Origin of the sequence: Denitromonas ohlonensis (assembly GCF_007625205.1) — a bacterium.
GTDB classification, from domain to species: domain Bacteria; phylum Pseudomonadota; class Gammaproteobacteria; order Burkholderiales; family Rhodocyclaceae; genus Nitrogeniibacter; species Nitrogeniibacter ohlonensis.
In genome coordinates, this window is record NZ_VMNI01000017.1 from 63,820 (window position 1) to 84,026 (window position 20,207).

Annotated in this window: 25 protein-coding genes; 10 read left to right on the top strand and 15 right to left on the bottom strand. The window is 64.4% G+C overall.

What is annotated here, in order from left to right; genetic code table 11:
* Positions 1-86 precede the first annotated feature (86 nt).
* From FHP89_RS16770 to FHP89_RS16785, 4 genes are all read left to right on the top strand, one after another.
* Positions 87-1,028: a multicopper oxidase domain-containing protein gene (locus FHP89_RS16770; RefSeq protein ID WP_144178914.1), complete on the top strand. Its 942-nt coding sequence runs from the start codon at positions 87-89 to the stop codon at positions 1,026-1,028.
* Positions 1,029-1,065: 37 nt separating this feature from the next.
* Positions 1,066-1,758 (top strand): c-type cytochrome, encoded by a 693-nt coding sequence (locus tag FHP89_RS16775; RefSeq protein ID WP_186300350.1) that lies wholly within the window; start codon positions 1,066-1,068, stop codon positions 1,756-1,758.
* Positions 1,755-2,102 carry a c-type cytochrome gene (locus FHP89_RS16780; RefSeq protein WP_144178912.1) on the top strand — a complete coding sequence of 116 codons (348 nt, stop codon included), beginning with the start codon at positions 1,755-1,757 and terminating at the stop codon, positions 2,100-2,102. The genes FHP89_RS16775 and FHP89_RS16780 overlap by 4 nt, the downstream gene beginning before the upstream one ends.
* Before the next feature lie 86 nt (positions 2,103-2,188).
* Positions 2,189-3,253 carry a multicopper oxidase domain-containing protein gene (locus tag FHP89_RS16785; RefSeq protein ID WP_222105429.1) on the top strand — a complete coding sequence of 355 codons (1,065 nt, stop codon included), beginning with the start codon at positions 2,189-2,191 and terminating at the stop codon, positions 3,251-3,253.
* 43 nt (positions 3,254-3,296) lie between these two features.
* Here FHP89_RS16785 and FHP89_RS16790 read toward each other — a convergent pair whose 3' ends face one another.
* Genes FHP89_RS16790 through FHP89_RS16805 form a run of 4 tightly spaced genes read right to left on the bottom strand, consistent with a single transcriptional unit; the run spans position 3,297 to position 5,480 of the window.
* Positions 3,297-4,100 (bottom strand): ABC transporter permease, encoded by an 804-nt coding sequence (locus tag FHP89_RS16790; RefSeq protein WP_144178910.1) that lies wholly within the window; start codon positions 4,098-4,100, stop codon positions 3,297-3,299.
* Entirely contained in the window at positions 4,091-4,720 is a 630-nt protein-coding gene (locus FHP89_RS16795; RefSeq protein WP_222105430.1) for an ABC transporter ATP-binding protein, read from the bottom strand. Before FHP89_RS16795 ends, FHP89_RS16790 begins: the two co-directional genes overlap by 10 nt.
* A gap of 56 nt (positions 4,721-4,776) precedes the next feature.
* Positions 4,777-5,142 (bottom strand): antibiotic biosynthesis monooxygenase family protein, encoded by a 366-nt coding sequence (locus tag FHP89_RS16800; protein ID WP_144178909.1) that lies wholly within the window; start codon positions 5,140-5,142, stop codon positions 4,777-4,779.
* Positions 5,143-5,144: 2 nt separating this feature from the next.
* A complete protein-coding gene (locus FHP89_RS16805; protein ID WP_144178908.1) occupies positions 5,145-5,480 on the bottom strand; it encodes an NIPSNAP family protein in 336 nt (111 codons plus the stop codon).
* A gap of 76 nt (positions 5,481-5,556) precedes the next feature.
* Between FHP89_RS16805 and FHP89_RS16810 the strand changes: the two genes are divergently transcribed.
* Positions 5,557-6,240: an ArsR/SmtB family transcription factor gene (locus FHP89_RS16810; protein ID WP_144178907.1), complete on the top strand. Its 684-nt coding sequence runs from the start codon at positions 5,557-5,559 to the stop codon at positions 6,238-6,240.
* Here FHP89_RS16810 and FHP89_RS16815 read toward each other — a convergent pair whose 3' ends face one another.
* From FHP89_RS16815 to FHP89_RS16825, 3 genes are all read right to left on the bottom strand, one after another.
* On the bottom strand, positions 6,241-6,483 hold the full coding sequence (locus tag FHP89_RS16815) for a hypothetical protein (RefSeq protein ID WP_144178906.1): 243 nt from the start codon (positions 6,481-6,483) through the stop codon (positions 6,241-6,243).
* Positions 6,484-6,712: 229 nt separating this feature from the next.
* Positions 6,713-7,051: a hypothetical protein gene (locus FHP89_RS16820; protein WP_144178905.1), complete on the bottom strand. Its 339-nt coding sequence runs from the start codon at positions 7,049-7,051 to the stop codon at positions 6,713-6,715.
* A gap of 370 nt (positions 7,052-7,421) precedes the next feature.
* The gene (locus tag FHP89_RS16825; protein ID WP_144178904.1) at positions 7,422-8,330 is read right to left on the bottom strand and encodes a LysR family transcriptional regulator; all 909 of its coding nucleotides are present in this window, start codon (positions 8,328-8,330) and stop codon (positions 7,422-7,424) included.
* A gap of 193 nt (positions 8,331-8,523) precedes the next feature.
* On the opposite strand from FHP89_RS16825, the gene FHP89_RS16830 reads away from it, so the two are divergent.
* The 5 genes from FHP89_RS16830 (at position 8,524) to FHP89_RS16850 (ending at position 11,996) form a co-directional block, all read left to right on the top strand.
* On the top strand, positions 8,524-9,351 hold the full coding sequence (locus FHP89_RS16830) for a pirin family protein (RefSeq protein WP_260851654.1): 828 nt from the start codon (positions 8,524-8,526) through the stop codon (positions 9,349-9,351).
* Between the two features lie 87 nt (positions 9,352-9,438).
* Entirely contained in the window at positions 9,439-10,065 is a 627-nt protein-coding gene (gene ycaC, locus FHP89_RS16835) for an isochorismate family cysteine hydrolase YcaC (RefSeq protein ID WP_144178902.1), read from the top strand.
* Between the two features lie 99 nt (positions 10,066-10,164).
* A complete protein-coding gene (locus FHP89_RS16840) occupies positions 10,165-10,743 on the top strand; it encodes an antibiotic biosynthesis monooxygenase (RefSeq protein WP_222105431.1) in 579 nt (192 codons plus the stop codon).
* 39 nt (positions 10,744-10,782) lie between these two features.
* Complete coding sequence (locus FHP89_RS16845; protein WP_144178901.1) at positions 10,783-11,697, top strand: pirin family protein; 915 nt, start codon at positions 10,783-10,785, stop codon at positions 11,695-11,697.
* Positions 11,698-11,807: 110 nt separating this feature from the next.
* Positions 11,808-11,996, top strand: coding sequence for a hypothetical protein (locus tag FHP89_RS16850; RefSeq protein ID WP_144178900.1), 189 nt, complete (start codon positions 11,808-11,810; stop codon positions 11,994-11,996).
* A gap of 409 nt (positions 11,997-12,405) precedes the next feature.
* Here FHP89_RS16850 and FHP89_RS16855 read toward each other — a convergent pair whose 3' ends face one another.
* The 8 genes from FHP89_RS16855 to FHP89_RS16890 all read right to left on the bottom strand — a co-directional run bounded on the left by FHP89_RS16855 (position 12,406) and on the right by FHP89_RS16890 (position 20,199).
* Positions 12,406-13,800, bottom strand: a complete 1,395-nt coding sequence (locus FHP89_RS16855; RefSeq protein WP_144178899.1) for an alkaline phosphatase PhoX — start codon at positions 13,798-13,800, stop codon at positions 12,406-12,408.
* A 170-nt stretch (positions 13,801-13,970) separates the two neighbouring features.
* Positions 13,971-14,495, bottom strand: a complete 525-nt coding sequence (fliN, locus tag FHP89_RS16860; protein WP_144178898.1) for a flagellar motor switch protein FliN — start codon at positions 14,493-14,495, stop codon at positions 13,971-13,973.
* Positions 14,488-15,498: a flagellar motor switch protein FliM gene (fliM, locus tag FHP89_RS16865; RefSeq protein WP_144178897.1), complete on the bottom strand. Its 1,011-nt coding sequence runs from the start codon at positions 15,496-15,498 to the stop codon at positions 14,488-14,490. The genes fliN and fliM overlap by 8 nt, the downstream gene beginning before the upstream one ends.
* 21 nt (positions 15,499-15,519) lie before the next feature.
* Positions 15,520-16,077 (bottom strand): flagellar basal body-associated FliL family protein, encoded by a 558-nt coding sequence (locus tag FHP89_RS16870; protein ID WP_144178896.1) that lies wholly within the window; start codon positions 16,075-16,077, stop codon positions 15,520-15,522.
* 95 nt (positions 16,078-16,172) lie between these two features.
* Complete coding sequence (locus FHP89_RS16875) at positions 16,173-17,492, bottom strand: flagellar hook-length control protein FliK (protein ID WP_186300349.1); 1,320 nt, start codon at positions 17,490-17,492, stop codon at positions 16,173-16,175.
* 67 nt (positions 17,493-17,559) lie between these two features.
* On the bottom strand, positions 17,560-18,009 hold the full coding sequence (gene fliJ / locus FHP89_RS16880; protein ID WP_144178894.1) for a flagellar export protein FliJ: 450 nt from the start codon (positions 18,007-18,009) through the stop codon (positions 17,560-17,562).
* Between the two features lie 109 nt (positions 18,010-18,118).
* On the bottom strand, positions 18,119-19,522 hold the full coding sequence (gene fliI, locus FHP89_RS16885) for a flagellar protein export ATPase FliI (protein ID WP_144178893.1): 1,404 nt from the start codon (positions 19,520-19,522) through the stop codon (positions 18,119-18,121).
* A complete protein-coding gene (locus FHP89_RS16890) occupies positions 19,522-20,199 on the bottom strand; it encodes a flagellar assembly protein FliH (protein WP_144224976.1) in 678 nt (225 codons plus the stop codon). Before FHP89_RS16890 ends, fliI begins: the two co-directional genes overlap by 1 nt.
* Positions 20,200-20,207 lie beyond the last annotated feature (8 nt).

Genomic DNA, 20,207 nt, shown 5'->3' on the forward strand with positions numbered 1-20,207 from the left:
TATATGAAATATAAGGTGAAATTATTCTGGCCCGAATATTGATATAGGTCAAGTGGCACTTGAGCCACAACCTCTGGAGAACCGATATGAGACAACGTCCCCTGGCTGCCATGCTGCTGCTGACCGCGGCCCTGGCCAGCGCCAACGTCCTGGCCGCTACCCACAAGGTGGAGATCCCGGTACGCGAGCTCGATCTGGCGATCGACAACGCCGGCAACACTGCCCCGATGTGGACATTCGGCGGCACCATTCCCGGTCCGCTGGTGCGGGTCACGGAAGGCGATGTGGTCGACTTCACCTTGCTCAACGAAGCCGGCAACAAGAACAGTCACTCGATGGATTTCCATGCCGGCCGTCTTGATGTGCTGGCCGACTTCGAGGCGATCAAACCGGGGCAGAAGAAGCAGTTTTCGTTCAAGGCTGAGTACCCCGGCGTGTGGATCTACCACTGTGGCGCCGATTCGATGTCCGAGCACATCTCGCGCGGCATGTACGGCGTGGTGATCGTCGACCCGAAGGCGGGTTACAGCGACAAGTACCCCAAGCCGGACCGCGAATACGTGCTGGTGCACGGCGATCTGTACGAGACCGGCGCCTCGGCCGAGGAGCGCACGGTGGGCGAGAAATGGAAGGGCGTGCTGGTCAACGGCAAGGTCTTCCACTACGACCCGGTGCATGACGCCAACGCCAGCATCGCGCTCGAATCCAAGCCCGGCGAGCGGGTCCGCATCTACTTCGTGAACGCCATGATCAACGAGTGGGCAGCCTTCCATCCGATCGCCGGCATCTGGGACCGGGTTTGGGACAACGGCAACCCGCAGAACGTGTTGCACGGCATGCAGACCATGTCGGTGCCGCCGGCGCACGCGGTGGTGGTCGACCTGATCAGTCCGGCCGATCGACCGACCAACAACGCCCTGGTCGATCACAGCATGAAGCACGCGCTCAAGGGCGGTATCACGGTGCTGATGAATAGCAAGGACGCTAACCCGGACAAAGGGCGGGGCGATCAGTTGATCCTGCGTTGAGCCGCGGATCGACCAGACCATGATGAAAGGAATTCCCGTGAAACTACGACTGACTCTCGGTATTGCCGCGGCGCTGGCCGCCAGCGTGCACGTGGCCGCGCACGCCGATACTGCCGCTGACGTGAAACAGCAGTGCGGTAGCTGCCATGCGCTCGATCGCGACTACGCCAAGGCCGCCAAACACGAAAGGGCCGAACGCAAGGCCCCGCCGCTTGATTTTGCCGGCAACAAGTTCCGGCGCGAATGGTTGTATAGCTGGTTGCAGAATCCGGTGCGCCTGCGCCCGGCCGGTGTTTTCCCGCCGGCACATGCCAAACCCTCGGCCGACGGCGATGTGGTTGATACCACCACGCTCGCCAAGCACCCAGCGCTCGACGCCGCGCAGGCGGGCAAGGTGGCCGACTACCTGATGACGCTGACGCCCTTTGACGGGCTGATCGCGGCAGAAACCTACCAGCCCGGCACCATCGCCCAGCGCATGGGGCAGATGAACTTTGGCAAGTTCAAGGGCTGCGACGGCTGCCACCAGGACGCCCCCGACACGGGCGGCGTGTCTGGGCCGGAGCTGTATACCGCCTGGCAACGCCTGCAGCCGGCGTTCATCAGTGCCTACATCGCCCAGCCCGCGGCCTGGGACCCGCACACCATGATGCCGGTGGGCGACGCCAATACGGCCGCGGTGCACAAGCTGGCCAACTATCTCAAGCTCATCGGGGAGAAGCAGCCATGAAGACCCTGCTAATCGCAGCGACCCTGTCGCTCGCCAGTGTCACCGCGCAGGCCGCGGCCGACTCGGGCAAACAACTCTATTCGGTGTACTGCACCCAGTGCCACGGCGTGGCGGGTGACGGCAAAGGCATCAACGCTGCCCAGATGGCAGTCCAGCCGCGCGATCACACCGACACCAAGGAGATGTCTGCACGCACCGACGAGGAGTTGTTCAAGGTGATCGAGCACGGCGGCAAGTCGATCAACAAATCCGTGCTGATGCCGCCCTGGGGCGACAACCTGAACGATGACGAGATTCACGCACTGGTTGGCCACCTGCGCGCGCTGTGCTGTCAGAAAAACTGAGTGGATGAGGGCGTGTCCCTCGTCGAGCCCCGACGGCCGCCCTCGGCGGCCTCTGCGGTCTCTTCCCAATGCAATGGAGTACTACCATGACGAAGAAACAAGCCTTGCTGGCGCTGTGCCTGGCGCTTGGCCTGAGTGCCAGCGCGCAGGCCGAGCTGCGCAAATTCGAAATGACCATCGAGGAGGTCGACCTGCAGGTCGCGCCCAACCTGGCGGTCAAGGTCTGGGCTTATAACGGCCAGGTCCCTGGCCCGCTGATCCATGTGAAGGAGGGCGATGAGGTCGAGGTGCTGCTGCACAACAACACCACCCTCAGCCACACCATCCACTGGCATGGCGTGTACCAGACCAACAGCTGGCAGTCCGATGGCGTGCCCAACGTGACGCAGGAGGCCATCGAGCCGGGCGACAGCTACACCTACCGCTTCATCGCCGACAAGCCGGGCAGCCTGTGGTACCACTGCCATGTGAACGTGGCCGAGCATGTTGCCCTGCGTGGCATGTGGGGGCCGCTGATTGTCGATCCCAAAGAGCCGACCGCGCTCGAGAAGACCGTCACCAAGGACGCGGTGCTGATGTTCTCCGGCTGGAATTCCGAGGTGGCGCAGGAGTACGGAAAGGGCGGCCATCCCAAGGAGGTGAGTGACTACTTCTCGATCAACGGCAAGTCCTTTCCCGACACCCAGCCGATCCGCGTCAAGAAGGGCGACGTGTTGCGGCTGCGCCTGTTTGCGCCGACCTCGCCGACGGCCTTCCACCTGCATGGCCATGACGCGCTGGTGACCCACAAGGATGGTCTGCCGCTCGACAAACCGTATGCGGTGGATGTGCTGCCGATGATGCCGGGCGAGCGCTACGACCTGATCGTGGAGATGAACAACCCCGGCATCTGGATGACGCACGACCACATCGAGCACCACACCGCCAACGCCGGCAAAGACCACACCGGGTCGATGCTGGTGGTCGAGTACGAGGATATCGAGAAGCCGGACTACTACATGTGGAAAGACAAGCAGTTCGATCCGGACTTCTACTGGATCGAGTCGATGAAGAAACCCCACGGCCTGCATGAAAATCCGGCCTTCAAGGGCTTCGACCCCAGCCAGCCGCCGCCCGCGACGGCCAGCAAGACGATGCACCACGGCAAGTGACGCCGGAGCCGGTCGGCCGGGGGCAACCCCGCTGGCCGGTGCGCTATTTGAGCGGTGTCGACAGCCGGTCCAGCCGAAGCCGCTCGCGCTCGTCGAACAGGCGCCGACTGGCGGCCAGCACCGCCACCAGCGTGCCGAAACCGGTGCCGACGGTGATCGTGAACATGATCAGGATCTGATATTTAACCGCCAGCGTGGGTGCGGCGCCGGCCAGGATCTGGCCGGTCATCATGCCCGGCAGGCTGACGATGCCGGCGGCGGCCATGCCGTTGATGATGGGAATCATGCCGCTGCGCATGGCGTCGCGACGCGCCTCGCCAATGGCCTCCTGCCAGCGGTGCCCAAGCATCAGCCGGTTCTCGATCAGTGCGCGCTGGCGCCACACCGCGTCGGTGAGCCTGTCGAGGCCGACGGCGATGCCGGTCATGGTGTTGCCGAGCATCATGCCGAGCAGCGGAATGGCGTACTGCGGCGCATACCAGGGCTCGGGGCCGATGATGGCGACCAGCGTGAGCACCGTGACGCTGAAGGCCGAGATGAACATCGACAGCGTGCCAATGCCGAAAGCCCAGCCGCCGGTGAGCCGGCGCTTTTGCCGCGCAGTGACTTCGCGGCCGGCCATCAGCAGCATCACCAGCGCCATCAGCGCAATCCAGGGCAGGGCCGCGACCGAGAACAGCGCTTCGAGCACCAGGCCGATCAGGCTCAGCTGCACCACGGTGCGAACCGCCGCAATGAGCATGGTCTTGCCGATGTCCAGCCGGGCGAGCTGGGTGCACGCGGCCAGCGCCAGCACCAGGCCGGCCGCGAGGGCAAGTTGCCACCACGCGAGATCGATCAGCTGCATGCCACGGCTTCCAGTTGCGTGCCGGCGATGCGCAGATGCGCGTCGGCCACACGCTGGATCTGTGCGGGATCGTGCGCCACCCAGAGCACCGGCCAGCCGTGGCGGCGAGTCAGTTCGGTGAGCCAGGCTTCGACGCGGGTCGTGGTGTCGGGGTCGAGGTTGGCGGTGGGCTCGTCCAGCAAGAGCGCGCGCGGCTGGTGGGCAACGGCGCGCAGCAGGGCGAGGCGCTGCTTCTCGCCGGACGACAAGCGGCTCACCTGCCAGCCCATCACTTCCGGGCCAAAGCCCAGTGCGGTGGGGTCGATCGCGGCGCCGTCTGGAAAGTGCTCGCCCACGGTGTCAGCCCACCACTGGCTGTCGGCGGGCACCATCATGACCGCCTGCCGCCAGCGGTGGCCCGTGACCCCGGTTTGCGTGAGCTCGCCCAGCGCGACCGAGCCATCATGCGGGTCGAGATCGGCCAGCGCGCGCAGCAAGCGGCTCTTGCCCGAACCGGAGGGGCCGGACAGGGCAAGGATATGCCCGGGCGGGATGGTGAAATCGATGGCCGATAGCGCGCCAACGCCCAAGGCTTGGGCACGCAGTGCGGAAGGCGTATCGGCGCGGGGGGCTGGCTTCAATCGGTACGCTCGGCGATGGGCGGAGGTTTCATGATACCCGCCGCCGGGCAGGGTGATCAGGGCCCGGTGGCGACCCTGCCGTCGTGATGCTCGCGTGAGTCAGCGGGCGCTTCGGCGCGGGCACGCATGCCGTAGTCGCGCACCACCTCGGCAACCCGCAGCCCGTAGTCGGCAAACACCTGCTGCCTACCCGCGACCTGCGCTGCGCGATGTGTTTCGAGTGTGCGCCAGCACTGTATGGCGGCTTCGTCGCGCCAGAAGGACAGCGACAGCAGCTTGCCGGGCTGGCTCAGGCTCTCGAAGCGTTCAATTGAGATGAATCCGTCGATCGCCGCAAGCGTGGGGCGCAGCGCAGCGGCCATGTCCAGATAGGTGTCGCGCTGGTCGGTTGCGGGTTCGACTTCAAAGATCACGGCAAGCATGGTCAAGCCCTCATCTGCGGCGCTTGGCAGAAGGTGCCGTCCACCGTGTCGACAAAGCTGCGTTCCTCGCGAAGGATGAAGCGCGCGTCCTGCGCGAAGGCAAAGTTGGTGCGGCCTTCGTCATCGTCGCGTAGCCGCGCACGGTAGCGTTCGTAGGCCGCCAGGTTGTCGAAGCCGATCAACCCCCAGGCGATGTCGTTGGTCCCCTCGTGCGGCAGAAAATAGCCAATCAAATGGCCACCACAGCGCGGGATGATGCGGCCCCAGTGTTCGGCGTAGGTCGCGAAGGCCTCGCGCTGGAAGGGGTCGATCTGATAGCGGATGAAGCAGGTGATCATGGTCGGGGCTCCGGGGTGAAAGACGGAACCACGATAGCGAATTGAAGTGGCAAGATGGTTCGGCTAGGATCGAACCATGAAAGACGGCCCCCACATCGCCCGCGTTGCCGCGCTGATCGGCGACAACGCCCGCGCCGACATCCTCACCGCGCTGATGGCCGATCGCGCCCTCACCGCCACCGAACTGGCGGGTATTGCCGGGGTCACCAAGCAAACCATCAGTGGCCACCTGGCCAAGTTGCTCGACGCCGGGTTGGTCGAGGTCGACGCGCAAGGCCGGCATCGTTACTTTCGCCTCGCCGGGCGTGACGTCGCGCATTTGCTCGAATCGCTCATGGGCGTGGCGTTTCGCACCGGCGCCGTGCGCCTGCGCTCGAGTCCGCGCGAGCCGGCGCTGCGCAAGGCGCGCGTGTGCTACGACCATCTCGCTGGTGAACTGGCCGTGGCCGCCTTCGAAGCCATGCTGATGCGGGGTTGGTTTGCCGCCCGGGTTGGCGAGTTGAGCCTGACCGGCGCCGGTCGCGCCGCGTTCGAGGCCATTGGTGTGGATGTTTCCGTGCCGGGTTCGAGTCGCCGTCCGGTGTGCCGCATGTGTCTGGACTGGGGGGAGCGGCGGCACCATCTCGCCGGTGGCGTGGGTGCCGCCTTGCTGCAGCGGATGTATGCTGCCGGGTGGGCCCACCGACAGAAAGATTCGCGGGTGGTGGTGCTCAGCGCCGAGGGCGAAAAAGCGTTTCGCGAGGTCTTTTTGCTGGACTGATCAGCGTCGCCGGACAATGACCTCGACGATCCACCACACCACCCCGATGGCGGCACCAAAGGCACCGGCAATGGTGCCGAACATGGCGGTCAGCGCCAGCCCGGTGGGCGTGACATCGGTCGAGCCAAACTGAGTGAACAGCCACAGGGGCACGGCGGTGAGTGTGCCGAGGATGAGGCTGGTCAGCACAATCTTGATGCCGGTGCGCACATCGCTGCGGTAGAAATTGAGAATCGGGTTCACGGCAGGGTTCCGGAGAAATCGTGGTGCAGACAATACCGGAGCGTGCGCCACCGCGGATTGATCGAAGTCGAGAATCGGTGTCGCGCCGTTCAGCACTTGAACCGGCGGGCCGGGGCACAGCATTGACTTCATTGTGTCACGGGGGGCGCAGTGCGTCGTCCGGGGGCCGTGCCTGATCAAACGACGGCGCCGGGATGCACCCCGGCACGCAAATTCTGAGCGACGCGGACTAGCCCCGCGTGCCTTTCACGAACGCCAGCGACGCCTGAAACACCTCAATATCGAGCGCGTAATCCGCCGCGTCGGCGTGGTCGATCTGCACCCACTCCTTCGAACTCGGCATGCCGCCGGGCTGGAAGGGCACGACATCGCCCCGCGAGAACTGCAACTCAATCGCCATGGCCGCCGACACGCGTATGCCCACGCCGTTGCCGCTGATGCAGGCGAACATCTTGTCGGACACAAGATAGGCGTCAAGCCCGCCAATGTTCTTGGCCTTCACGCCCGGCAGCTTGAGAAGAACGTCGTCGATTTGTTGCTTTCGGGTGTCGGGGATACTGGTAGCCAAGGGAACTCCGTGGGGTGTCGCTGAAAAGGGTTGGAACACCTGCTTTGATACGCGAGAGACGCCGGGACTGCAAGGAAATCATGCCGAGGTCGGGTGATGTTGTGAGGCGCGGGCTGGTCAATGGGGTATGGGATTCCAGATTCGACCCGGAACCGTCCGTCGTAAGTGCGCAACGGCACCATGTAGGTTGGGTTGAGCGCAGCGAAGCCCAACATTCAGCCGTGCAATTGTGGAACGCCGAGTGTTGGGCTTCCTTCGTCAGCCCAACCTACGCGTGCTGCGCGTTCGCGACGTAACCCACGGCAACCAGGTGCTGTCCATCGATCCGCAAGCGCAACCCGTACCGGACTACGAGTTCGCATTGAAATTCCTATTCGTCATTCTCCAGTGCCTGGAACCGCTCGGCGAGGTAGTCGATCAGCGAGCGTACGGCGGGCAGCAGGCAGCGGCGCGACGGATACACGACGTGAATGATCTGGCGTGGCGGGGCCCAATCGGGCAGGAGGGAGACGAGAGTGCTGGTGGTCAGATCGTCGCGCAGCATCAAGGTCGGAAGCTGAACGACGCCGACACCGGCGCGCGCTGCACTGCGTAGCGCGACCATGTCGCCCGTGACAAGGCGGGGTCGGTAGTGCAGCGATACCTCGGTGTTGTCCGGGCCGATAAGCGTCCAGCGGTGTTCATCCTGCGGCGGGCCGAGCGACAGGCTGGGAAAGGAAGCAAGATCGGTCGGTTCGACAGGACGGCCGATCGACTCGACGAGCGCGGGGCTTGCGACGATGCACTGGGCGCTGTCGGCAAGCACGCGCAGCACGAGGTTACTGTCGGGTAGTGGTGGCGGGCGGACGCGAATCGCCAGATCGACGCCGTCGCTGACTGGCGAAATCTTGCGGTTGGTGGCGTCCAGATGCACCGACACGCGCGGATGTGCAGCGAGAAAGTCCGCAAGCATGGTGCCGACGTGCACGTGAAGAAGCGTGATCGGGCAGCTGATGCGCACCGTGCCGGCCGGTTCGGCGCGGGTGGCTTCGACCGCCTCGAGCGCGGCATCAGCCTCGACCAGCATGGCGCGGCAGTGCTCGTAGAAGGTCTGGCCCAATTCGGTGACCGAGAAGTGGCGGGTCGAGCGGTGCAACAGCCGGGCACCGAGACGCTCTTCCATCAGTGCGATGCGGCGGCTGAGCTTGGACTTCGGTACCCCGGTGGCGCGCCCGGCGGCAGCGAAGCCGCCATGTTCGACCACGCGGGCGAAGTAGTAGAGATCGTTCAGGTCGTTCATGCAAGTCTCCCTGCGCTGCCGCCTATTGTCCTGCTGGTAGGACGCTGAAGCCGAATTTTACCGTCTTCTCCTCTTCACGTTCCATGCCTAAAGTGACGTTACGCAATACGAACGTGACAAGGAGGCGAACATGAAACGAGTCCAGGGCATTTACAGCACGCCGCACACCCATTGGGTCGGCGACGGGTTTCCGGTGCGCTCGCTGTTCAGCTACCAGAGCCATGGCAAGGCATTGAGCCCGTTCCTGCTGCTCGATCATGCTGGTCCGGCGCAGTTCGATCCGACCGAGCGCCGCCGCGGTGTCGGCCAGCATCCGCACCGTGGCTTCGAGACCGTGACCATCGTCTACGCCGGTGAAGTGTCGCACCGCGATTCCACCGGGCAGGGTGGTGTGATCGGGCCGGGCGACGTGCAGTGGATGACGGCTGGTGCCGGCATATTGCATGAAGAGTTTCACGGCGACGGTTTCGCGCGTTCGGGCGGCGAACTGGAGATGGTTCAACTATGGGTGAATCTGCCGGCGCGCGACAAGTACGCGCCGCCGGGCTACCAGGCCATCACCTCGGCCGGAATTCCGGTCGTGAAACTGGCAGATGGTGCCGGTACGGCACGCATCATTGCCGGTGAGCTCGACGGCAAACGCGGCCCGGCGAAGACCTTCACGCCGATGAACGTGTGGGACCTGCGTCTGGTGCGCGACGGCGTGGCGGAGCTGCCTTTGCCCGACGGCTGGACGGCTGCGGTCGTTGTGCTTCGCGGCACGGTGCTGGTGAACGGCCACGCGCTGACGCGCAACGGTCAGCTTGTGGTGCTCGACCGGGCCGGTGTCAGCGTCTCGATCGAGGCGAACAACGATGCCGTCGTTCTGTTGCTCGCCGGTGAGCCGATCGACGAGTCCATCGTCGGCTACGGACCGTTCGTCATGAACAGCGAGGCCGAGATCGCACAGGCCATCGAAGACTTCAACAGCGGCCGGTTTGGCGGCATCCCGCGCGCGGAAACCACCGAGACGACCGGTTGAAACCGACCCCCGGCCCTGCGGGGCCGGGGGCAAACCCTGCCGCGCAAGCGGCATCCCGACCCCGAGAGAGCAAACAAGGAGAACACCATGACTCAGCCCTACGTGAAACTCGACAAGAACAACGCTGCCATGCTGCTGGTGGATCACCAGGCCGGCCTGCTGTCGCTGGTGCGCGATATCGATCCCGACCGCTTCAACAACAACGTGCTGGCGCTGGCCGATGCGGCCAAGTACTTCGGTCTGCCGACCATCCTCACCACCAGCTTCGAAGACGGCCCGAACGGCCCGCTGATGCCGGAGCTAAAGGCGTTGTTCCCGGATGCGCCTTACATCGCGCGCCCCGGTCAGATCAACGCCTGGGACAACGACGACTTCGTGAAGGCGGTGAAGGCCACAGGCAAGAAGCAGCTCATCATTGCCGGCGTCGTGACTGAAGTGTGTGTGGCCTTCCCTGCGCTGGCCGCAATCGAGGAAGGCTTCGAAGTCTTTGTTGTCACCGACGCCTCGGGCACCTTCAACGAGCTTACCCGCAACTCCGCGTGGGATCGCATGACGGCAGCCGGGGTACAGTTGATGACGTGGTTCGGCCTGGCCTGCGAACTGCACCGCGACTGGCGCAACGACGTCGAGGGCCTGGGGACGCTGTTCGCGAACCACATTCCCGACTACAAGAACCTGATGACCAGCTACGCTACCGTCAAGGGCGGAGCGTAAGCTGCTGGGCGTGTGCTTGCTTGCCCCGCGATCCGCCGGTGCAGACGAGTACGCGCCCGGTCTGTGGAGTCCGAAATCCCATCTATCCGGGAGCCAACCGTGACAACCCCTTCGCAACTGGAAACGACGCCCGCACCGCCCGGCGAGACGGTGACCGGTATCATCGTCCATCAGCCGCGCCGCGATGCCTATGACGAATATGAACGCTGGCTGCTCGAGATACGCGAGGCCTGCAAGCGCTTCCCGGGCTATCTGTCCACCGACGTGATCCGCCCGGTCGACGGTCAGGACACCTACACGGTGATCATCCGCTTCGCCGGTGTCGAGCAGCTCAAGGCCTGGATCGAGTCCGAGGTCCGGAGCGAATTCCTTCACCGAATCGAGCATGCGCTGGAAAAGGGCGACCGCTACGTGATCCAGACCGGTCTGGACTTCTGGTTTGCGCCGCCGGCCGCGATACCACCAAATAGGTGGAAGCAGTTCCTGCTCACGCTTTCGGCGATTTTCCCGCTTACGGTGATCGTGCCATGGGCGCTGTCGCCGCTGCTTGGGGGATCGCAGGGTGTGCCAGCGCTGTTGCTCGGAAAGCTGCTTGTTGCGGCAGTGATCGTGTTCCTGATGGTTTACCTGATCATGCCGCGTTATACCCGGCTGGTCGCGAAATGGCTTTACCGTTGACGCTACAGCCCGATTTTGACAACAAGGAGAACCCCAGCGATGAGCAATCTGACGAAAGAGCTGAATTCCGACTGTTCCGAAACCAAGGGCCGTGATGCCGTCGAACTCGTGCTGCGTCCGCGCGAGAAGGACCTTGGCGGATTCTCGGTCCGGCGTTTGCTACCGACCGCGCAGCGCAAGACGGTCGGCCCATGGATCTTCTTCGATCATATGGGTCCGGCGGACTTCCCGGCCGGCGAAGGCATCAACGTGCGCCCGCACCCCCACGTGAACCTCGCAACGGTCACCTATTTGTTCGAAGGGGAGATTCTTCACCGTGATTCGCTCGGCAGCCGCCAGCCGATCAGGCCCGGCGACATCAACCTGATGGTGGCCGGCCGTGGCATCGTTCATTCCGAGCGCGAGCAACCGGAGGTCAACAGCGTGCCGCACCGCTTGCACGGCCTGCAGTTGTGGCTGGCGCTGCCGGAGGCGGACGAGGAAGTCGAGCCGGCCTTCCATCACTATCCGTCGGCGGACATTCCTGCGGTGGAGGTCGGCGGCGTACCGGTGCGCGTGATGATGGGCACAGCCTACGGCGTGACCTCGCCGGTGCGGGTGTTTGCCAGCACGCTGTATGTCGAAGCACATCTGCAACCGGGCCAGAAGTTGTTGTTGCCAGACGCCGATGAGCGCGCGATCTACGTTGCGCAGGGTGCGCTCAAGGCGCAGGACATTGATATCCCCGAGCATGCGATGGCGATTCTCTCGAATGTGTCCGGTGTCGTTGTCGAAGCCGCTGAGGAGTCCCGAATCGCGATCATTGGCGGCGAACATATGGGCAAGCGCTTCATCGACTGGAACTTCGTCTCCAGTCGCAAGGAACGCATCGAGCAGGCCAAGCGGGACTGGCGTGAACGTCGCTTTCCGGTCGTGGCCGGTGACGAGGTCGAATTCATCCCATTGCCGGAATAGCGCTGACAGGGAGGTTCACAGGCCTAGCGCCCGGCCCTCGCTGCGCGGGTCGTGGGCCGCACACGGGATTGGCGTCGCCACGGGAAGGCAGCACTTTCGGCGCCTGACTGATGACCGAGACCGTGCGGGCCGTGCCGTTGCAGTCGCCGATGATCATCGCCTTCATCACCGAGGGGGTGGTGATCCTGGGGACTCTCGGTCATCTGGGCGAGCCCACTTCACCGCCGTGTCTGATACAGGCACGCGGTCCGCCGCTGTGGGAGATGCAGGACAGTGGATCAGACGCGATCGATGCGTAAGCGCAAGTCGTACCGGACTAGGAGTTCGATCAGCGTATCGCGAGGTAGGACACAAGACGGACAACGGAAATTCCGGAGCGGGTTTCGAGGGGCGATCAGGAATCTTGGGCACGAAATTCACGATTGACACGGACGAGATCGGACGGACTTCTTCCAAAAGGTGCATTGAAACGCCTATCCTTGGTGCCGTCGCGCTTGAAGATGTCACCCGGCAGGCTTGGGTCGGACGGGTGAGCTCGAGGATGGCGAGACCGGTCGTTGGTTGAGCGTGAGCGCCGGCCGGCAGAACTACATCGCAGTGCCGCCGCTCGATCGACGCAGGCCGAGCGACAGCAGATGGCCGATAGCCAGCCCTCAACGACAAACGCGCCCCTCGGGGCGCGTTCGTTTTTGTTGCCGCTGTTCTTGCTCAGGCGCGGCGGCGACGCGCAAAGGCGCCGACCAGGCCGAGGCCGGCGAGCATCATGGCGTAGGTTTCCGGTTCGGGGACGGCGGTGATCATGATGGTGCGATCGATGCCGCTGCTGGGGTGCTGGATGTTGACGTAGGCGACGTTGGGGTTGAAGGCGTCGAAGTACAGGCCGGTGGGTTCGGCGCCGGTGGTGCCCATGCTGGCCCAGCGCGACAGCGATTCGGCCACGCCGTCCTTGTCGGCGTCGGTGGCCATCCAGATGTCGGCGACGCCGCCCGGCTGGTCTTCGATGATGTAGAAATTGCCGGCGGCGTCGATGGCCATGTTGTCGGGGCTGGCGAGGGCGGAGCCAACGGCGAGGCCGGTGGCGGCATCGAGGGTGTTGCGGCTGGCGAAGAGCTTCATTTCGCTGGTTGCGAGGTTCATGGAGTAGACCTCATGGGTGCCGGTGGCGGTGAAGAGCATCAGCTCGCTGCCGTTGTCCAGGGTGAGAATTTCCATGTCTTCGGGGCGGTTGTAGCCGGTGCCGCCGGCTTTGTCGGCGGAGGCGCGACCGTCGATTTCGTTGGTGTTCAGACGCGTGGTGACGCCGGCGATGTCGCCGCCGTTGACGTCGGTGATGGCTTCCCAGGAGACGATGCCGGTGGTGCCGTTGCCGGCTTTGGCGACAAAGGTCTGGCCAGCGGCGAAGTAGTCGTTGCCAGAGGTGGCGTTGGGGTTGGCGGAGACGTATTTGTAAATGGAGCCGCTGCTGTTCTCATCGACAAAGTAGAAGTTCTTGTTGTTGTCGAAGACCATGCCTTCGTGCGAGATGAGCGGCACGACACTGTTGCGCTGGACGAGGTTGCCGGTGTCCTTGATGGCGCTGACCGGGTTGGTGACTTCGAACAGACGGCCGGTACCGGTGTTGCCGTTGTAGTTTTCTTCGCCGGTCATCCAGCCGCCCCAGGGTGCCCATCGCGAGGCGTCGCCGCGCTGCCAGTTTTGTTCGCCAACGGCGACGATGGTGGTGGTGCGCTTGTTGTAGTCGGTTTCCCACAGGTCGATACGCTGGGCGCCCGAGGCGGTGTTGGGGCCGCCTGAGTTGCTCGGTTCAAAGGGCATGAACAGGTAGCGGCCGGCGTCGGGGCCGGTGTGATTGGTGTCGATCATGTCCCACACGCCGGTGTTGCTGTGGCCGAGGCTGAGCTGGGTGGCGCGGTCGGCGATGGTTTGCTGGGTCCAGTTCGGGTTGGCGAGTTTGAAGGGGGTGGCTTCAAGCGCGTCACCGACCGGAATCGGGCTGCCGTAGGACGAAGACATCGGGGTGAAGTCGTCGAACTGGGTAGTAGCGGCAAAAGCTTGGGAACATGAGAACGCAGCAAATACGGCGAGGGCAATCGGCTTGACCATGGCTATTCCTTGTTGGCTAGGTATTTTGTTTGTGCCGGGGTAAGCCCGGCTGAGCGTGATCCTAGCGAGGGCGCATGACGTTTTGGTTATCGCGCCATGGTCAGTTTGATAGTGCGTAAACGCATCGGGCCACCCTTGTGGGGTGGCCCGATGTGTGCGCGAGGCGGTGTTCAGTGGCGTAGTTTTCGCATGCGCTCGGCGGGGGTGATGATGTCGGTGAGGCGGATGCCGAATTTTTCGTTCACCACCACGACTTCGCCTTGGGCGATGAGGGTGCCGTTGACCAGCACGTCCATGGGTTCGCCGGCCAGGCCGTCGAGTTCAACCACCGATCCGTGCGCGAGTTGCAGCAGGTTGCGGATCGATAGTTTGGTGCGGCCGAGTTCGACGGTGATCTGGACGGGGATGTCGAGAATCATGTCGAGGTCGTTGTTGCCCCCGCCGGTACTGCGCTCGGAGCCGAAGTCGGGGAAGACCTGGCTGGCCGGTTTGGCCTGGTAGGGCGATTCGCCTTCGGCGGCGGCAGCGGCCAGATCGGCCGCCGCTTGTTCTTGCATGGCGGCGGCCCATGGGTCGTCTTCACCGTCGGCGGTGGCTTCGGTGTCTGGCTTGGCTTCGGCGTCGGATTGTTCTTCCATGGCGGAAGCCCAATCGTCGTCGGAGACCTGGTTTTCGTCGGTGTCGGTATCAGCCATTGCGTGCTCCCGATGGCGAGGTGTCAGAGTTGTCGTCGGCGGCAATCATCCGCTCGACCTTGATGGCGTATTGCCCGTTGTGGACGCCGTAGTGGCCTTCCAGTACCGGCACGTTGTCGACGCAGGCCCGGATCGTTTCTTCCACGTCGAGGGGGATCACGTCGCCCACGCGCATGTTGACGATGTCGCGCAGGGACACGGTGGCGTGCCCGAGATTGCAGGTGAGTTTGACCTCGGCAGTTTTCAGCTGCTTGGTCATGGTGCCGATCCAGCGCTTGTCTTGCGTGATGTGATCGCTCTGCATGGTCGAGTAGAGCGTTTCGCGGATCGGCTCGAGCATGGAGTAGGGGAAGCAGATGTGCATGTCGGCCTGCGCGCCGCCCAGCTCGAGCGAGAACACGGTCGACACCACGATCTCGGAGGGGGTGGCGATGTTGGCAAACTGCGAGTTCATCTCCGAGCGCAGGAATTCGAGCTTGAGCTTGTAGACCGGCGCCCAAGCGCGCTCGTATTCGGCGAACACCGTGCCCAGCATGCCCATGATGATGCGCTGCTCGGTGGCGGTGAAGTCGCGGCCTTCCACACGGGTGTGAAAGCGCCCGTCGCCGCCGAACATGTTGTCCACCACCAGAAACACGAGGTTTGGGTCGAACACGATCAGCCCGGTGCCGCGTAGCGGCTTGGCGGTGACCAGGTTGAGGTTGGTGGGCACCACCAGATTGCGTACGAATTCGCTGTATTTCTGCACCTTGATCGTGCCGACCGAGATCTCGGCGTTGCGGTGCATGTAGTTGAACAGACCGATGCGCAGGTAGCGGGCGAAGCGCTCGTTGATGAGCTCCATGGTGGGCATGCGCCCACGCACGATGCGCTCCTGCGTGCCCAGGTTGTAGTCACGAACTCCGCTGCCGTCGCCTTCGTCGGCTTCGGTTTCCTCAACTTCCCCGGTGACGCCGCGTAGTAGCGCGTCGACTTCGTCCTGGGAGAGAAAATCGGCTGCCATGGCCTGTGCTGTCCTTTTGGCTTACTGCACGATCAGCGAGTTGAACAGCACGGACATGACCGGCCCCCAGGGGCCCTTGTCACGGCGGCGGTCGTCGTCGCGGGGTTTGTCGAATCCGAGCACATAATTGGTTCGGACCATGATTTCGTCGGCCAGCGTTTCGCGGCCTTCGACGGTGGCGATTTCTGACGGCAGCTTGCTCGACAGCAGCAAATTAACCTCGTGGCGAATTTCGGGCATGTACACCTTGAGCTGATCGGCAATGGTTTGATCCACCACCTTGAGCACCAGCACCACCTGCAGGTAATGGCTGCCCTCGGCGGGTGCGAGGTTGACTGTAAAGGGGTCGAGATTGACAAAGGTCGGCGGTTTGGACGTATCCACCGTGATCTTCGGCGCTTCGGGTTCATGGGCCTCGTCGCCGCTGTCTGCCTTCTTCTTGCCCAGCAGCAAAAACGCAGCGGCACCACCGGCAATCACCAGAAGCAACACCACAACGAGGATGATGATCAGCAGCTTCTTGCTTTTCTTGGGGGGCTCTTCGCCTTCCGCGGGGGGCGTGGCGGGTGCTTTCGACATGCGTCAATCTCCAGTTACGACGTGTTCATTATCGATCACACAGTGCGCCGCAAATGCCACGAATAGCGGTGGCAGAAGCCCGCTATTCCGCGCCCTTAAGCGAATGTGTCGATCATTCCTTCGCCGCGCTGCAGCCAGGGGCCGCCGCGTGACATCAAATTTTCCTGTGCGACGTCGGCGCCGCGCGCATTGCCCGCGTGTCCTTGCCCACGTCCGGATTCGCCATTGGCGTCCCGGTTTGCCGTGTTGACGTTGCTGTCGGTCAGCGTCACGCCGGCCTGTTCGAGCATCTCGCGCAGGCGCGGCATGGCTTGTTCCAGCGCTTCGCGGGCCGCCGGCGTGGCGGCTGTGAATTGAGCGGTGGTGGTGTCGCCGGTGACGGTGAGCGAGATTTCCAGCTTGCCCAGGTGGGGCGGCGTGAGAATCAACTCGGCTTTGCTGTTGTTCTGACCAACCAGCCATAACACCCGGTTGGCCACGGCATCCCCCCAGGTGGCGTCGCTGGCTGGCGTGCCGACATGAACGGGCAGTGCGGCCTGCGCGGCTTGCGGGCGGTCGGCAGCGGGCACTTGAACACCGCCCATGGCGGCGTTCAGTGCAGAGCTGCCCATATTGCCCGGCATGCTGGATGACTCGGTCGTGAGCGCGCCGACGCGGTCGCCGCGCGGGGCGGTGTTGGCGGCCAGCAGCTCGGCGAAGCGGCCCGGGCGGGCTTGGGCAGTGGGCGCCGCGCTTGGGGCATCGTCGGCGGTGGTGGCGGTCAGGCCGGTGCTTGGTTCGGCGGTGCTTGTGGCGGCTTTGGGGTGGTGCGCCTGGCCGTTCAGGCTCGGTGTGTCGCCGCGGGTGGTGCGGGCCAGCACGGGTTGATCGGTGCTGTCGGCATCCACGGCAGCTTGCGCATCGGCGGCGACGGCGGGGCTTGCCGTGACGGCGGCAAGCGCTGCCGGTGTGGCGGCAAGCGCTGCCGCAGGTACGGCGTTGGCCGGGTCGCCGCTGGCGCTGATGAGTGTGGCCTCGGCCTCGGCGTCGATGGCTTGCGCGTCGGTGACCGCTGTTGCCGTGGTCGCGTTTGCGACAGCCGTGGTGTCGGTTGTTGCTTGTGTATTGGCCGCTGCCTCAGTGCGTGCGCCGGCCTCGGCGTCTTTCGGCTTGGTGGGCGCCGTATTCTGGCGAGCCTCGGACGGGGCCGCGGGCTTGGCCGGCGCGTGCGGGCCGCGTGAGGGTTCGGGTGTGGCGGGGCGCTGCGCTGCGCTGCGGTCAACCGCTCGCTCTGCCGGGCGCTCGGGCGCTTTCATTTTCTGGTCGAGCGTGCTGGAGAAGGAGGGGGTGCTGGCATCGGCTGCGTTGCGCTCGCGTGCGGACGCGTTTCGCGTCGTGGCGGAACTGAGCAACTGCGACAGGGAGGAATTCGCCATTTCAGGCATCGCCGTCTTCCTTGAGTGGAATGTTCAGGCGATCTGTTGCAAGCCCCGTGCCAGTGGCTCAGCTGTCCTGGTGGCGATCCCGATGTTGCTTGCTGGCGTGCTCGTCGGTGGCGTGTTGCTCGCGACGAGACTCGATGCGCGCTTCCTTGGCCACATGGCGTTGGGACAGCGTGTCGAAGGCTTTCACCTTGTTGCGCTGATCCATCCATGCCTTCTGGCCATGGGCCGTACTCTTGCGTGCCTGTTCGACGACTGCGCGTTGGGCGCTGACGGCTTCATCCAGCTTGTTGATGAACAGGCTGAAGTTACGCCAGGCGTCCGGTCCGATTCCCTCGCTACAGGCTTCCTGGAAGCGCTGCTGGTATTCGGCGCGGTAGTTTTCGAGCAGTTCGAGCTTTCGACAGTCCTCGGTTTCACCGGCAATCAACTCACCCAGACGGCGCGCGGCGCCATCCATGCGGTTGTTGGCCAGGTCCAGCAGGGGCTGCAACGGAAACGTCTTGCTCATCCACGTTCTCCGATGCGCGGTCGGCGCTGTGCGCTTTCCGCAACAGGGCTTACGGTTCGGGGGGCGAAATCTTTAGGGGCTGATTCCGTCCTGGGCGACAAGATGAGTATCACACCTCGTCGCCAAAGAGTGTGTGTAAGTTTGCCACGGCGGCGTCGAAGCCTTCACGTTCATCGATGCCTTGCTGCAAGAAGGCTTCGAGTGCGGGGTAGGCTTCGACGGCTTGATCGAGCACCGGATCGGCGCCGGCCTGGTAGGCACCCACGGCGATCAGGTCGCGAGAGCGCTGGTAGCGGGAGAACAGCAGCTTGAAGCGGCGCACATGCTCGAAGTGGCTGGGCTTGACCAGATTGTGCATGGCCCGGCTGATGGACTGCTCGATGTCGATGGCCGGGTAGTGGCCCTGGTCGGCCAGGGTGCGCGAGAGCACGATGTGGCCGTCGAGAATCGCGCGGGCGGCGTCGGCGATGGGGTCTTGCTGGTCGTCGCCTTCGGTGAGCACGGTGTAGAAGGCGGTGATCGAGCCGCCTTCGTCGGGGCCGTTGCCGGCGCGTTCGACCAAGGCCGGCAGGCGGGCGAACACCGAGGGCGGATAGCCGCGGGTGACGGGCGGCTCGCCGATGGCGAGGGCGATTTCGCGCTGGGCCATGGCGTAGCGGGTGAGTGAGTCCATGATCAGCAGCACTTGCTTGCCCTGGTCGCGGAAGTACTCGGCGATGGTGGTGGCGTAGGCGGCGCCTTGCAGGCGCATCAGCGGGCTGGTGTCGGCGGGGGCGGCCACCACCACCGAACGCGCACGGCCTTCGGCGCCGAGGTTCTGCTCGATGAATTCCTTCACCTCGCGGCCCCGTTCGCCGATCAGCCCGACCACGATCACATCGGCCTTGGTGTAGCGCGCCATCATGCCGATGAGCACCGACTTACCCACGCCGGAGCCGGCAAACAGACCCATCCGCTGGCCACGGCCGACGGTGAGCAGGGCGTTGATGGCGCGGATGCCGACGTCGAGTGACTGGGCAATCGGTGCGCGTTGCAGCGGGTTGATCGGGCGGCTCTGGAGCGAGCGGGTGTCTTCGGTGTCGATGGGGCCGAGGCCGTCGAGCGGACGGCCGGCGCCGTCGACCACGCGCCCGAGCAGGGAGTCGTCGATCGGCAGGTGCTTGGCGCGGTCGGAGGCGCGCCGGCGTGGCACGGTGCGCTGGCCGGCGACGAGGCGCGGCTGCACCGGCTCCATCGGTAGCACTTGCGCGCCTGGGGCGAGGCCGAAGATGTCATCGGTTGGCATCATGAAGATGCGCTCGCCGTGAAAACCGACCACCTCGGCTTCGACCGAGCCGCCGCCGGGCACCACGATGCGGCAGCCCGAGCCGAGCGGCAGCTTGAGCCCGGCCGCCTCCATGACCAGCCCGTTGATGCGGGTGAGCCGGCCGGAGAGCTGGAAGGGGCTGTTGGCGGCGGCGAGGCGTTTGCCGTCGGCCAGCACATGGCGCCAGGTTTCGGTGTGACGTTCCATCAGTCTTTCGGATCCCAGCGGATGTCGTCGGCGTTCATGGTTTCCATGATGCGCCGCCAGCGGGTCTGCACGGTGGCGTCGACCATCGCGCCTTCGGCTTCGATGGTGCAGCCGCCGCGGGTGAGGGCGTCGTCCTCGTAGATGCGGTGTTCGTGGTGGCTCATCTGCTCGCCGAGGTATTCGCGCACCAGCGCGGCATCGTCCGGATGAACATGAATCGTCGCGCGCACCTGCGGCAGTTGCTGCAGCGCCTCGCGGACGAGATCGACGATGTTTTCCGGATGCGCGGCAATGCTGCGCTTGACCATCTGGGCGGTCATTTCGATGGCCAGGGCGACAATCTCTTCGGCCACGTCCTGATCGACCTGCTTGAGCGCGGTGTCGAGGTTTTCGACCAGCGTGTGCAGTTGCAGCGCCTCCATCCGGCCGCGGGCGGTGCCTTCTTCGTAGCCGGCGGCGTAACCGTCCTTGTGGGCGGCATCGTGGATTTTCTCGATGTCGTCGGCGGTCGGCAGCTTGAAGGCGGGTGTCTCCGGTTCTGGGACTGACGCTGGGGTTGTGGCGCTCGGCTCAAGCGGCTCGGGCTCGGACTCAGGTTCCGACTCCGGCTCGCGGGCGTCAAAACTGGGCGGCTCCCAGCGGCGGTAAGCACCGACGGCCTGGTGGCGAAAGCTCATGCCCGTGG

Excerpts from the sequence above, each read along its gene's own strand:
- fliM (WP_144178897.1), bottom strand. The coding sequence starts at position 15,498 with ATGGCAGCCGATTTTCTCTCCCAGGACGAAGTCGACGCGCTACTACGC.
- FHP89_RS16805 (WP_144178908.1), bottom strand. The coding sequence starts at position 5,480 with ATGATCACCTGCTTCATCCGCTATCAGATCGACCCCTTCCAGCGCGAG.
- FHP89_RS16850 (WP_144178900.1), top strand. The coding sequence starts at position 11,808 with ATGACCGAGACCGTGCGGGCCGTGCCGTTGCAGTCGCCGATGATCATC.
- FHP89_RS16790 (WP_144178910.1), bottom strand. The coding sequence starts at position 4,100 with ATGCAGCTGATCGATCTCGCGTGGTGGCAACTTGCCCTCGCGGCCGGC.
- FHP89_RS16770 (WP_144178914.1), top strand. The coding sequence starts at position 87 with ATGAGACAACGTCCCCTGGCTGCCATGCTGCTGCTGACCGCGGCCCTG.
- fliI (WP_144178893.1), bottom strand. The coding sequence starts at position 19,522 with ATGGAACGTCACACCGAAACCTGGCGCCATGTGCTGGCCGACGGCAAA.
- FHP89_RS16870 (WP_144178896.1), bottom strand. The coding sequence starts at position 16,077 with ATGTCGAAAGCACCCGCCACGCCCCCCGCGGAAGGCGAAGAGCCCCCC.
- ycaC (WP_144178902.1), top strand. The coding sequence starts at position 9,439 with ATGACTCAGCCCTACGTGAAACTCGACAAGAACAACGCTGCCATGCTG.
- FHP89_RS16890 (WP_144224976.1), bottom strand. The coding sequence starts at position 20,199 with ATGAGCTTTCGCCACCAGGCCGTCGGTGCTTACCGCCGCTGGGAGCCG.
- FHP89_RS16810 (WP_144178907.1), top strand. The coding sequence starts at position 5,557 with ATGAAAGACGGCCCCCACATCGCCCGCGTTGCCGCGCTGATCGGCGAC.
- FHP89_RS16785 (WP_222105429.1), top strand. The coding sequence starts at position 2,189 with ATGACGAAGAAACAAGCCTTGCTGGCGCTGTGCCTGGCGCTTGGCCTG.
- FHP89_RS16825 (WP_144178904.1), bottom strand. The coding sequence starts at position 8,330 with ATGAACGACCTGAACGATCTCTACTACTTCGCCCGCGTGGTCGAACAT.
- FHP89_RS16855 (WP_144178899.1), bottom strand. The coding sequence starts at position 13,800 with ATGGTCAAGCCGATTGCCCTCGCCGTATTTGCTGCGTTCTCATGTTCC.
- FHP89_RS16800 (WP_144178909.1), bottom strand. The coding sequence starts at position 5,142 with ATGCTTGCCGTGATCTTTGAAGTCGAACCCGCAACCGACCAGCGCGAC.
- fliN (WP_144178898.1), bottom strand. The coding sequence starts at position 14,495 with ATGGCTGATACCGACACCGACGAAAACCAGGTCTCCGACGACGATTGG.
- FHP89_RS16875 (WP_186300349.1), bottom strand. The coding sequence starts at position 17,492 with ATGGCGAATTCCTCCCTGTCGCAGTTGCTCAGTTCCGCCACGACGCGA.
- FHP89_RS16780 (WP_144178912.1), top strand. The coding sequence starts at position 1,755 with ATGAAGACCCTGCTAATCGCAGCGACCCTGTCGCTCGCCAGTGTCACC.
- fliJ (WP_144178894.1), bottom strand. The coding sequence starts at position 18,009 with ATGAGCAAGACGTTTCCGTTGCAGCCCCTGCTGGACCTGGCCAACAAC.
- FHP89_RS16845 (WP_144178901.1), top strand. The coding sequence starts at position 10,783 with ATGAGCAATCTGACGAAAGAGCTGAATTCCGACTGTTCCGAAACCAAG.